This window comes from Clostridium oceanicum (genome assembly GCF_039521385.1).
GTDB classification, from domain to species: Bacteria; Bacillota; Clostridia; order Clostridiales; family Clostridiaceae; genus Clostridium_F; species Clostridium_F oceanicum.
In genome coordinates, this window is sequence record NZ_BAAACG010000008.1 from 163472 (window position 1) to 175947 (window position 12476).

The 12476-nt window shown below is 26.3% G+C and carries 13 protein-coding genes; all 13 read right to left on the reverse strand.

Going from position 1 to position 12476, the window contains the following annotated elements; translation table 11 throughout:
- Positions 1-33: 33 nt before the first annotated feature.
- Positions 34-1461, reverse strand: a complete 1428-nt coding sequence (locus tag ABDZ71_RS06960) for a sodium:solute symporter family protein (protein ID WP_343760233.1) — start codon at positions 1459-1461, stop codon at positions 34-36.
- 362 nt (positions 1462-1823) lie between these two features.
- Positions 1824-2984 (reverse strand): transglutaminase domain-containing protein, encoded by a 1161-nt coding sequence (locus ABDZ71_RS06965; RefSeq protein ID WP_343760236.1) that lies wholly within the window; start codon positions 2982-2984, stop codon positions 1824-1826.
- A 270-nt stretch (positions 2985-3254) separates the two neighbouring features.
- Positions 3255-3866 carry a DUF3793 family protein gene (locus ABDZ71_RS06970; RefSeq protein WP_343760238.1) on the reverse strand — a complete coding sequence of 204 codons (612 nt, stop codon included), beginning with the start codon at positions 3864-3866 and terminating at the stop codon, positions 3255-3257.
- Between the two features lie 297 nt (positions 3867-4163).
- Positions 4164-4595, reverse strand: a complete 432-nt coding sequence (locus tag ABDZ71_RS06975; protein WP_343760240.1) for a flavodoxin — start codon at positions 4593-4595, stop codon at positions 4164-4166.
- A gap of 269 nt (positions 4596-4864) precedes the next feature.
- A complete protein-coding gene (locus tag ABDZ71_RS06980; protein WP_343760242.1) occupies positions 4865-5989 on the reverse strand; it encodes a DUF362 domain-containing protein in 1125 nt (374 codons plus the stop codon).
- 374 nt (positions 5990-6363) lie between these two features.
- Entirely contained in the window at positions 6364-6735 is a 372-nt protein-coding gene (locus ABDZ71_RS06985) for a PH domain-containing protein (protein ID WP_343760244.1), read from the reverse strand.
- A 69-nt stretch (positions 6736-6804) separates the two neighbouring features.
- Positions 6805-7197 (reverse strand): ATP-binding protein, encoded by a 393-nt coding sequence (locus ABDZ71_RS06990; protein ID WP_343761081.1) that lies wholly within the window; start codon positions 7195-7197, stop codon positions 6805-6807.
- A 471-nt stretch (positions 7198-7668) separates the two neighbouring features.
- Positions 7669-8394, reverse strand: coding sequence for a GntR family transcriptional regulator (locus ABDZ71_RS06995; protein WP_343760246.1), 726 nt, complete (start codon positions 8392-8394; stop codon positions 7669-7671).
- Between the two features lie 304 nt (positions 8395-8698).
- Positions 8699-10456 (reverse strand): class I mannose-6-phosphate isomerase, encoded by a 1758-nt coding sequence (locus ABDZ71_RS07000; protein ID WP_343760248.1) that lies wholly within the window; start codon positions 10454-10456, stop codon positions 8699-8701.
- Between the two features lie 24 nt (positions 10457-10480).
- A complete protein-coding gene (locus tag ABDZ71_RS07005; protein ID WP_343760250.1) occupies positions 10481-11038 on the reverse strand; it encodes a glucose-6-phosphate isomerase family protein in 558 nt (185 codons plus the stop codon).
- Between the two features lie 11 nt (positions 11039-11049).
- Positions 11050-11829: a glucose-6-phosphate isomerase family protein gene (locus tag ABDZ71_RS07010; protein ID WP_343760252.1), complete on the reverse strand. Its 780-nt coding sequence runs from the start codon at positions 11827-11829 to the stop codon at positions 11050-11052.
- A 15-nt stretch (positions 11830-11844) separates the two neighbouring features.
- On the reverse strand, positions 11845-12171 hold the full coding sequence (locus ABDZ71_RS07015; RefSeq protein ID WP_343760254.1) for a hypothetical protein: 327 nt from the start codon (positions 12169-12171) through the stop codon (positions 11845-11847).
- Positions 12168-12422 carry a hypothetical protein gene (locus ABDZ71_RS07020; protein ID WP_343760256.1) on the reverse strand — a complete coding sequence of 85 codons (255 nt, stop codon included), beginning with the start codon at positions 12420-12422 and terminating at the stop codon, positions 12168-12170. Before ABDZ71_RS07020 ends, ABDZ71_RS07015 begins: the two co-directional genes overlap by 4 nt.
- Positions 12423-12476: the final 54 nt, after the last annotated feature.

Sequence of the window (12476 nt, forward strand, 5' to 3'; positions counted from 1 at the left end):
ATGTATTAAATTTTTCTAATAATATTTATAACTTTATTCTGCTTGTATTTCCATTTCACTATTAACATTTTTATTAGTTAAGTAACTTATTATAACTAGTCCAAAGAATGAACTTATTAGACCAAAGAAAACATAGGGAATACTAGAATTCATAACTTGCGCTATTACGCATCCTAAAGTTCCACATATCATACTTCCTATAGCTCCTTTAGCTGTTAAGAAATTTTTATCTTTTAAAAAGTATCCTACAAAAATTGGTGATAATAATGCTGACGCAGAATATGCATATGTTGCAACTAACCAACTTAAAGCATTTGGATAAAATATTGATAAACAAACAGCTAATGCTGTAACAACTACACATAATATTCTTGAAAGTTTCAGTATTTTTTTATCATCTGTTTTCTTATCTTTTCCTTTATCAAGAACTTTATTATAAACATCTGTTGTAAGATTTACCACTATAGATTGAACTGCACTATCAATAGTTGACATTATTGTAGCTACAAGAAATCCAGAATATATTGCCATAAACCATACCGGTACTTGGCTTAAAAACCAACCTGCTGCCATTTCTGGTGCAAGATTTGGATTTAAAGATCTTATTGATATTCCCATAAATGATGCCCATACATCTCCAGTAACAATTACAAATGCACTTACTACAAGACTTATTCTAACCTTTTTAACATTATCAACTGCAAATATACGCTGATAACTCATTTGATTTGTTATGCCACCAGGTAAAATTGCAAGTGCCCATAATGCTATAGTATATCCACCAACAGCCTTCATACTACCTGGAAATTGCCAAATATCCTTCGGAACATTATTTACAATATTATCTATTCCTCCACCCATTTTAGTTACAAATACAACAGAAACAATAGACATAACAATCATAAGACATCCAAATATAAAGTCAGTCCAAGCAACAGATGCAAGCCCTGCTGGAAGTACATAAGCTAAGCTTATTATTGCAAAAACAACTATTAAAACAACCATTGATACACCAGTTAATGAAGAATATAATTTTGCAAATGCTACTAATTGAGTACAAATCCAACCAAAAGGTACTATTATAGTCATAATAATTGCAATTATTGTTAATAATTTATTCTCTCCGTATACCTTTTCAATTATGTCTGGTATAGTTGTAAACTCTTGAGTTCTAAGCCATTTTGCTATTATTGTCAAAACTAAAAATACACTACTAGCTAAAATACCATATGTAAGTGCTGACCACCCACTTTTATAAGCAATACCTACATGGGCAACTAGCATTCCTCCGCCCATAGCTGTTGCATATTGTGATCCAATTATTACATAAATAGGAAGCGAGCGTCCCCCAACGGCCCAATCTTCTTTTGTTTTAACACTTTTGCCAATAAACAAGGATATTAATGCAGCACCTATCAATACAACTGCACTACTAATAATTATTAATACTACTGGACTCATATGTACCCTCCTTTTTAATTTTCTTTAGTTTATTTATATAGCCCCTTTTAAATTTATAAATCCCCCCTCATAACTTTAATTAGTTATTGTTTCATAGCATAATTATTTTATGTGCTCAATTGTACTACATTTAAACATTTCAGTCAATATGTTTTTTTAATATTATTTATTTTCTAAATTTTGAATAATAATCATTTAAATATTTCTCTTATGATAGTTAATTTTATAACAAAACCAGTAATATGGTTAATATATATTTTATTTTTGAAATAAAATAGGTTAGTAAAATTCAAAATTTTACTAACCTATCTAAACTTAGTTTTTTTATTATCAAACTTTAAAGTACAATATACTCTATATTATTATTTATATGTTAATTTGCAATCTATATATTTTACATTAGTTTTTATATCCTTTGATTCGCTCCACTTCCATGACATACCAATATTTTGAGGCCTAGCTATATTTTCTACAACTTGATCTATATCATAGGAATTTTCTTTATAATCTATAATTTTCAAACTTATTTGATTTTCTCTATTATTAATAACTCTTCTTATACAATTATATAATTCATTATAATTTCTTATATTTTCAACTACAGTTCCATCCTTCATTTTATCTTTTAAATTCAAGGTTTTCCAAGTATATTTTTTTGAACTACATCTAGGATATTTTTTTCTATCCCATTTACGAGTTTTTTCTATTTGCTCATCGGTTAAATTAAAAAAATCATATCTATTATATTCTTTATGGTTTTTTTCTGTATCATTCCATGTAACATCTAGATGATAGTATGATCCATCTATTTTAACCATATTCCATGCATGTCCAAGCTTTTTTTTGTCCTTTTCCTTTTCATCTATTATAGTTCCAAAAACTAATTTGCATTCTATTCCCGCTTCATTTAGTAATTTTTTCATGGCTTGTGAATAACCTTGACACATACTAAATTTATTAATTAAAGCACTATAAGCATCGTTGTTTTTATTAAAAATACCTTTATTAAAACTATCTTTATCATATTTACAATTTTTAACTAAATAATCTTGGAGCACCTTTTCTTTTTCATAATCTTTCATATCTTTTTTTATTACTTTTGAAACTATTTCTTTAACTTTTTTATCTACTATATCATCTTTTCTCTTTAACTCTTTTGGATCATTTGTATACTTAAAATCAATCTTCATTATAGGATTTAAAACACCATATTCCTTTACTCTAAGCTCTTTAATATTATACTCAAAAGTTTCAGCTCCAGTAGAAAACTCTATTTCTTTAATCAAATCAATATTGTATATAGATTCATCATAATTTTTTACTCTTATTGCTACTGAAGTATCATAGTTTATTATAGAACTTTTTACTATTTCACAAAACTCCTTATAATCCTTAGCTTCTTTTACTCCTTTTATTTCTTTAGCTTTTATCTCTCCATGAATACATATTCCTACTACAAATATTACTATTGTAATAAAAATCACCATTATAACTTTTATTATTCTTTTTAATACTTTTTTCATCCTTTGTATTTCTCCCTTTAAAATATAATATATTATTCCTTTATTATAATACTTCATTTACCTAATTAACTTATTTATCTAACTAAGCTATATTATACAAGAAATTGTTTTCACTTTCACTAGTTTGTTAAATATTTATTACAAAATTCTACAAAAATCTCCTACTTATACAAGCAGGAGATTTTTATTTAAATGGGTATAAAATAATATATTGTTTTTATTTTTGTATATTTGGGGAAATATACAAAGAGAGCTAACTAAATTAATTATCTATAAACTATTAATGATAGCATATGGTTTTACTCCTTCTGCAAGAAGATTTACTATCTTATTTTTTGCTAAGTCATAATTTTTAAAGATCTCTTTTGCTTGTTCCATATTATGATATACTTTCCAATATCCAATCATTAAACATTTTTTATTTGGTCTATATATAAATTCTGAAACATCCTCCAGTGGATATCCTAAAAAAATACCCATCTCATGGGGACAAACATTTTCATATCTTGTCCTAAGAACATTTAACATTTCTTTTAAATTCATATCTTCTTTATATCCAAATCTCTTTAAAAACTTTATATGATTTTCTTTTGATAATGTATGAACTAATTTATCTTTATTATAAAATAATACTACTATCCTATTATCATCTTTTTTTAATTCATAAAATTCTAAGCAAAATTCTTTTTTTAATTCATACTTATATTTTTCCCAATACTCATATGAATTTCTTTCACTATCTTTTAAAAAAGTAAGGAGGGAAGATACTTTTTCATTTGCTATTGTTGGTGCTGAACTAAACATTATCTTGGAAATTAGGTAATCTTTATCATTATGGTTACTTATTGTATCAAAATACTTTGTTAATAATTCTTTACTCATATATTTTCTCCCCTCTCATTTATCTAACTTACATATCATTATAACCTGGAATTTATATAACAATATCTTATAATAATATGTACTTAGATAATATATTCTAAAAATTAATTTAATTTAAAAATTTAGAATACTCTTTTGTAAAAGTTTAAGTATGGTTAAGATTAAATTCTATAATTTATTTGTTTTGAAAACTAGATGATACACACATATAATTTGTATAAAGGTTTGTTTTTAAAATGTATGTTTAACATCAGTTCTTATATAGAATTATATTTATATATAATCTTAAATTAATATTTACTCTATTATAAGTAATTCTCCTAAGTCTTTGCATTTACTTAAAGCTTCTTCATCTGGTTCATTATTAGCTGTTAATCCTTGATCTTGTACTAGATTTGCTCCATTTTGTTCCATTCTTTCTTCCCAATCTCTCATCCATTGTTCATCTCCCCAGCCAAAAGAACCAAACAATGCTACTTTTTTACCTTTAACCTCTGATTCAATAGATTGTACAAAAGGCTCCATTTCACTTTCTTCTAATTGCTCTGCTCCCATAGAAGGGCAACCTAATACGACTATATCTGAATTTTTAACATCATCTACTGAAGCTTCGCTAACATTTAAAAGTGAAACATCTACTCCATCTATCTTTGCACCTTCTAAAATAGCATTTGCCATTTTTTCAGTATTTCCTGTTCCACTCCAATATATTATACTTATTTTTTTCATGTAACAATCCTCCCTTAGTTTTAATGTAATCAACAGGCAATATTCTTTCGAATAATTGAAAATGATAATGATTTTCATTACCACCTATAGTATATTATATTATTTTACTTTTGTAAATATGTTTTTTATAAAAAAAAAAAATTATTTAAGGATATTTCACAAAAATTTATAAAGTAAAATTCTTATGAAACAACCCTAAATAATCTTCTTAAGACATTTTTATATTTTAAATAGTTTCTTAATAAATATTATTAGAAACTAATACAATACTAAATTTCAACTAATTCATATTCTCTAGTTCCAAGTCCTATTTTTTCACCATAAGATAGCTGAACTTCCCCATAAGTATTCTCTCTCATAGCCTTGAACTTATCATGACTGCAATGTTTATCATGTTTCTCACATTCATTATTTTTTAATAAAGTATTATTTAAAGCCACTGCTTTATTTACTAAATCTAAAGAAGCTTGATCTAGAGAAACAGGATCTGTAGATGCAAGTATTCCTATATCAGGAACTATAGGTGCATCACTCCATGGAACACAATCACAATCTGGAGTAACATTTATGACAAAGTTCATATATCCAACTTTTCCTTCTTTTCCTTTAACAGCCCCGTAAGCATATTCTGTAAGTCTTTCCGTAAATTCATTTAGTTCTGATACCCAATCAAGTTGTATAGCTTTAACAGGACAGACAGTCATACACTCTCCACAGCCTATACATTTATCTTTATTAATAAATGACTTATTATCTTTCATAGTTATTGCTTGTCTTGGACAAACCTTTTTGCACCCTCCACAACCTACACATTTATCTAGGTTAACTGCTGGCCTTGGTGAATGTTGGTCTCTTTTACCGGCTGGATTTGCACATCCCATAGCTAAATTTTTAATAGCACCTCCAAATCCTGCCATTTCATGTCCTTTAAAATGGGATAAAACAACCATACTATCTGCTTCAGTTATTGCTCCCGCTATTCTTGTATTTTTAAAATGCTTTTTATTAATTTCAACATTCTTTACATTCTCTCCCTTTAATCCATCAGCAATTAACACTGGTGCATTTACAACTGCATCAGAAAATCCATGTAATGTAGCTGTATTAAAATGATCTACAGCATTAGATCTACTTCCTGAATATAAAGTATTGGTATCTGTTAAAAAGGGATTAGCTTGTACTTCTTTTATTTTATCTACTATTTGTCTAACAAAAACAGGATTTATATACCCATCACTACCAAGTTCACCAAAATGAAGCTTTATTGCAGTTAAATCTCCTTTTGATAAAACTTTTTTAAAACCTGCTTTATCGAATAAATTCCTTATTTTTGTTACCTTATTTTGTTTTTGATTTCTAGCTCTCAAATTGACAAAATAAACTTTACTCTTCATATTATTTCCCCCTCTAAATAAAAAATAAATACACTTGTAAACTAAAGATAATATATGGGTTATCTAACTTTATAAGTATAATCTAATATAATTATATCACTTTATATTTCCACTATTTTATTAAAATATAATTGTAATAGATAATTTACATTAATTTTATATTTATACAATTATATTCTAATTTATATTAATAACCATAAAAATCATTATACCACTTTTACCATTTATTTCAATTATACTAATTCTGATTAAACCTAAATACTATATACTATCAATATAATATTTAATCATTATTATAAAAAAATAAGCATGAGGATAATTAACTTTTATAAATAATTATAAAACCCAATTAATCCTATGCTTATCTTTAATTTTTATAATATGTGAACACTAATCATTTTTAATAAAGGCTTAATATCTGTATCTTTTACAAATTCAAATTCTACTTTCCCAACACCAGAACACCATATTTTCATTTCTGAATCAATATCAAAAGTTCCTGCACTTTCACAAGAAAAAGTAGTTATTTTAGATAATGGTATTATCATAAACTCTTTTTTCTTTCCTCTAAGTCCTTGTACGTCTATAACTATTAATCTTTTATCTGTAACTATCAATCTATCCCTTATAGATTTATAAGATAATAATATTTTCTCATCATCTAAAAGCAAAAATTCATAAAGTTCTCTTCCATCTTTTTCATCTGTTTGTGAAAGACCGAATATTTTAGTTTGTATTTCTGACATTTCATCACTCCTTAAGCATTTCAACTTACCTTATATTCTATTATAAATTATTAAGTTAAAAATTACCACTTAGATGCTAAAGTATATTTTTATGTTAGTGCCTACCCCTAGTTTGCTTTCCAATGATATACTGCCACCATGCACCTCTATTATCTGTTTTGCTATAGCTAATCCTAATCCTGACCCTTCCTTTGAAAAAGAAGTATTTGTACCTCTATAATACCTTTCAAAAATATAAGGTATATCTTCTTTTGAAATTCCTTTACCGTTATCATTTATTTCTATACATATTTCATTACTTTTCTTATACAATAAGACATCAACTTTAACTTCTTTAGTATTAAGTAAATTTTTATGTGGATGTTTTTTAATTCTAATTAATATATTAATTTTTATATTAATTGTAACTACATTTGGTATTATATTTAAATCATCTAATTCTAGAATCCCTTTATATATAATCTATAAGCCTTTATTATCATATTTTTCTTTAATACCAACTATGGCAATTCAATACTATTTAAGCATAAAATTTTCAAATATTTTTATCCCTATAGGATTAGGAATATTATTTACAATAATATCTTTCATAGGTTCAGGAATCATACCCTATTTATGGTTCTTTTTGCCTTGGAGTTATGCTGGAAAAACTATGTCCGCAACTCATATTACACTAAGCCTTTCTTCAACTATATTAATGTTTATTATTGCCGCCATAATTACTGTTTTTATAACTAATAAAGGTATTAAATTTATAAAAAATAAAGATATTTTTTAATATACTAATTATGTATTCTTTACAAAAATATATTTGCACTATAATTATTTTTTAAATTTTATAATAAGATCTTTAAAACCAAATATAATTCAAATAAGACCAAACAGCTGCTTTTTGGCATCCTGTTTGGTCTTATATTTAGAATTAATTAAACATTATTCCATTTCAACCATATATCTATATTTATCAGCTCTATAATAACATACAGAATATTCTAAGTTATTACCATTAGAATCAAAAGATATCCTGGTTCTTTTTAAAGCTGGAGATCCTAATTCTACTTCCAAATATTCACTTAATCTTTCATCTGTAGACACAGCTTCAAAATATTCTCTAACTTTAGAAATTGATATATTATTTGTTTTTACTAAAAGCTCATATAAAGACCCTGTATATTCATCTTCAGCTAAAGGTAAGTTTAAATTTTTGCTTAAATATGTTATAAAAAACACCATAGGCTGACCATTAACATACCTTAGTCTTTCAATTTTATAAACTTCTTGACCCTCTAATATATTTAAATTTTTAGCTATAATTTTATTAGATTCTACTATATTAATTTTAGCGAATTTCGTAGATACTTCTAATCCCCTAATTCTCATTTCTTCCGTAAAACTCATTATTCTAGTTAACGGCTCTTCTATCTTATTAAATATAACTGTTGTTCCTTTCCCCCTAGTTCTTGAAACGTACCCTTCATTAGCAAGGTCGTTTATAGCTTGTCTAACTGTTATTCTACTAACATTAAACATTTCTTGAAGTTCTAATTCCGATGGTAGTGTGTCACCTTTTAAGTATTCTTCATTTTCTATACTCTTCTTTAATATGTCTTTTATTTGATAATATAAAGGAGATGCTCCTTTACTATGATCTAATTGCAATATATCACCTCTTTTTATGTCATATTTATTTATAAAATCTTAAAGTTGTATTTTAATCTAAGTTAAGCTAAAATATTAGAATTTACATAATACTATTTAGCTTTAGTTAATGAAATTCAAAATTTAACTTTTAATTATGAAAGCTTACAATTTACATTTTAACAATTTAAAAGTAATATATCTACAAAATTCTTTAAATATAACTCATTTATTTATAGACACTTCTATTTTTATAAATTCAAATTTAAATTATAAGAAAAATATTTTAACCTTTAAAATCCTCAACAGAAATTTTGCTATAAAATTAAGATCTTACATATGCTTTTATAATTCCTATTTTTTCCCCTTCACTTAATTCAGTTGGTCTTATTGTATAAGTTGAAACGCTTGCAGGAATTATAAATGTCTCAGCATAATGAACTATAAATGGTTCAAAACTTTCATCTGGACTTTCTACTATTGCTTCTTCTCCTTCTATAAGATTTAATACATTAACTACATTGTTAGTATTTAATAAAGTTTTTTGTTCAAACCAAAATCTTCTTGTTTCTATAAACTCAAGTTCATGTAATCCAGTTTTCTCTTCTCTCACTTTTTCGTTATTTTTTATAAGTTCTATTCTATTAACCAAATTATTTTTCACCCATTCTGTAGTTCTATCCCATTGGATAACATTTTTACCATGTTCCAAATGTATAGGTCTTGGTATACCATCTAGTCCAACTCTTCCCCAATCCCAGAGCTTAAAAGTAAATATATATGGTGTTGCACTAATCTCCAAAACCATACTATTTTTCCCTGAGCAATGTATTGTTCCTGCTGGTATTAAAAAATGATCATGCTTTTTAGCTGGAAATTTATTTACATATTTTTCTGCATCAAATATTATTTCTCCTTTTTCTGCACTTTTTAAATCTTGTAACATTTCTTGTTTGTTTACTCCCTCTTTTATACCTAAATACACACAAGCATCATCTTTTGCATCTAAAATATAGTAACTTTCATCTTGAGTATAATGCACACCAAATTTTTCTTGAATATACTCTGTCACTGGGTGAACCTGAAGACTTAAATTTCCTCCTTCTATTGTATCTAGAAAATCAAATCTTATTGGAAATTCTGCTCCAAATCTTGCATATACTTTTTCCCCTAATAATTCTTTAGGTCTATATAACACAACATCCAATGAAGGTACTTCTATTTTTACATCTCCATATCTTAAATATAAACTATTTTCTTCTGGTACCCCATCAAAACACCATGCAAAATTTTCTTCATTTTTATCTAAATCACAAACTTTTTTCATCCATTGTCCACCCCATACTCCTGGTGCAAAATATGGAACGATTCTAAAAGGACGTTTAGAAGTTTCAATTAACCCTTCTCTAAAACCATTACCTGTAACCATTTTAGGATTATCATACACATTAGTATCTAATAAATAATCTATACAATCATATAGTCTTTTCTTATGTCTATCTGCTATTCTCCACTCTATAAAAAATCCTCTTTTATATCTTCTTAATATATCTTCTTCAAAATTTTCCAACTTAAAGTTTCCTAACTCTTTTCTAGCAAATCTCTTTTGAATTTCCCACCTTGCTAAGTCTAAATATATTAAAGTATCTCCCTTTGTAATGTTGCTTGCCCCAACTCCATAAACAAGAATTAACCCTTCTTCTATAGATTCCAATTTTTCTTTTGTCTTTTTTAATTGTTTTTCATCTATAAAATCTTCCATTTCACCATAATACATTATCCCAAAAACTCTATCATCCGTTAAGTTTTTTCTTATTAAATCTGTTATTTTTTTACCATCGTAAAATATTTCTTCACTTTTTATAATCAATGATGGATTTAATTTTTCAGTAAATTCTTTAAGCACTTCTTCATCTCTTACACCTGGATAACAATCTAAAGTTATAATATACTTGTCTTTACTTATATTATTTTTTATCTCTTTTATTATAGTTTCATATCCTTCCCATGCTTTCTCTTCAAAGCCCTTTACTTTTACTTCTGGATACTTATCATAATTTGATACTCTATTTTTATAATTCATAATGCCATTTCCTCCTTTGTTACTCTATCTTTTTAGGAATTCAACTTCACTATCATTTTTAAATACTCTATAATTAAAATCTCTATCTTCTATTTCCTTATAATTGTGTCCCGCTGTAGTAGGCCAACAAGCCCCTACCATTAATTCTTCATCACAAGTGTTAACTATTCTGTGTGCAATTTCACCATCAATATGATGAATAGATCCTTTATATATTTTTTCTGCCCAAGTTTTTCCTTTTTTGTTCATTAAAAGTAATAAACCTTCTCCCTGAAGTCCAAAATAAAATTCTGCACAATTAGTATCTTCATGAAAATGTCCTCTTGTCATATTACATTCTCCATTTATATAAACTGGCTTCATAACTGTAAGTCCCCAAAATAAGTTTCCTTCTTTTTCTTTTTCTCCTTCTGTATAAGAATACACTTCGTAAACTACAGTATTAGGATCTAAATTGCTTTCATTACCATATTTATAAATACCTTTGATTTGTTTTAAACACTTTTTGTACGATTTAACTTTTTCCCCTCTTAATACTTCTTTGGGCATTTTATGATAAGCTCTTGGTTCTAATACTTTCATATTCTTACCTCCTACGGATTAAAATTTTCCCATTTTTCTTTTACTAGTTGTGGATTAGATACAAATAAAAATTTATCTTTATCTTTTTTAAATTGGGTGTAAATTGGAATATCTTTATTAATAAAAAATTCTTTATACTCTCTTGCATTAGTTAATGTTAAAGTAGTTTTTTCATATTTATCATTATGAATCCATTCTATATTTCCTTTTTCATTAAATATAGGGAAATATGCTAACCCTTTATGCTCCCTTATTTCATCATAGTCAAAACCAAAATCTCTAACACACCATGCTCCAAATGTTAACGGTATTTGTAAATCTATACTTACTGTGTAATGAGCATAATAAGGAGGTACTATAACAACATCTCCTGGCTGTGCAAAAACTGCAATACATCTTCCTGGATTACTTTTGGCACTTTCTTGCATATAAATTATCCCTTTTCCTTGCCATATTTCATATACTTCCGGTGTAGAACTTTTACAAGAATTTGATATTGAATGAATATGCCCTTGTGATCTTACTGGCTCTTTTCCTAATCTTCCTGATGCATAAGTAACTACTCCAAATAATAAATTTCTTTTAATCATATTTTCTCTATCTTCTTTATCTCCTACATCCATAGCTATAGAATATACTATTTCTGGGCCATCACAATTAGGATTCATCAAACTTTTTCTTATATCATCAAGCTTTCTATTTTCAACTTCTGGTCCAAAAACATTCTCCCCATATATAAATCCAAAGGGATTATATGTCGGTTTTATATCAAACCCAGGATAAAAATTCATTATCACCACTCCATTTTAAAAAAATTTTCCTATAATATATATCAACATTGTAGTAATTATTATAGGTGCTATTAATATAAACATATATTTATTTGAAATATCTTTTACTTCCTTGTCCCATTTAGTCTTATCAAACCAAAAACTATCATCTTCTTTTACAATTACAAAATCATCTTTTATAAGATTTTCTAGAAGATAGCTTTTTTCTTTATTTGTTATCTTTAAATCTATATCATCATATAAAATACTGTTATTTTCATCCAAAGCATTTTTAACTATAAAAATATCAATCATTTGTCTTATATGACTCCTTACCTCTTTTGTTCTATTAGCATTAATCATATATTTTCATACTCCTTTATTACACTTAATATGTGTTTTTTAATAGGATTTATTGATATTGTTAATATAAAAAATAAACTTACAAAAATTATAGTTAAAACCATAAAAATTACTGAAAAATTTTTATTTAATCTATCTAAAATTGCATATACACTCAAATTTATAACTGATAATATTCCTAAAACTATTAAGCTTTTTTTTATCTTTAAAAACATCTTATATTTCTTTAAAATCTCTCTTTTTTTATCCATATTATCATTCCTTATATAATCTGTTGAGATTGAAAATATCTAATCTCAACAGAT

Excerpts from the sequence above, each read along its gene's own strand:
- ABDZ71_RS06960 (WP_343760233.1), bottom strand. The coding sequence starts at position 1,461 with ATGAGTCCAGTAGTATTAATAATTATTAGTAGTGCAGTTGTATTGATA.
- ABDZ71_RS07015 (WP_343760254.1), bottom strand. The coding sequence starts at position 12,171 with ATGATTAATGCTAATAGAACAAAAGAGGTAAGGAGTCATATAAGACAA.
- ABDZ71_RS07000 (WP_343760248.1), bottom strand. The coding sequence starts at position 10,456 with ATGAATTATAAAAATAGAGTATCAAATTATGATAAGTATCCAGAAGTA.
- ABDZ71_RS06965 (WP_343760236.1), bottom strand. The coding sequence starts at position 2,984 with ATGAAAAAAGTATTAAAAAGAATAATAAAAGTTATAATGGTGATTTTT.
- ABDZ71_RS07005 (WP_343760250.1), bottom strand. The coding sequence starts at position 11,038 with ATGAAAGTATTAGAACCAAGAGCTTATCATAAAATGCCCAAAGAAGTA.
- ABDZ71_RS06975 (WP_343760240.1), bottom strand. The coding sequence starts at position 4,595 with ATGAAAAAAATAAGTATAATATATTGGAGTGGAACAGGAAATACTGAA.
- ABDZ71_RS06985 (WP_343760244.1), bottom strand. The coding sequence starts at position 6,735 with ATGTCAGAAATACAAACTAAAATATTCGGTCTTTCACAAACAGATGAA.
- ABDZ71_RS06980 (WP_343760242.1), bottom strand. The coding sequence starts at position 5,989 with ATGAAGAGTAAAGTTTATTTTGTCAATTTGAGAGCTAGAAATCAAAAA.
- ABDZ71_RS07010 (WP_343760252.1), bottom strand. The coding sequence starts at position 11,829 with ATGAATTTTTATCCTGGGTTTGATATAAAACCGACATATAATCCCTTT.
- ABDZ71_RS07020 (WP_343760256.1), bottom strand. The coding sequence starts at position 12,422 with ATGGATAAAAAAAGAGAGATTTTAAAGAAATATAAGATGTTTTTAAAG.
- ABDZ71_RS06970 (WP_343760238.1), bottom strand. The coding sequence starts at position 3,866 with ATGAGTAAAGAATTATTAACAAAGTATTTTGATACAATAAGTAACCAT.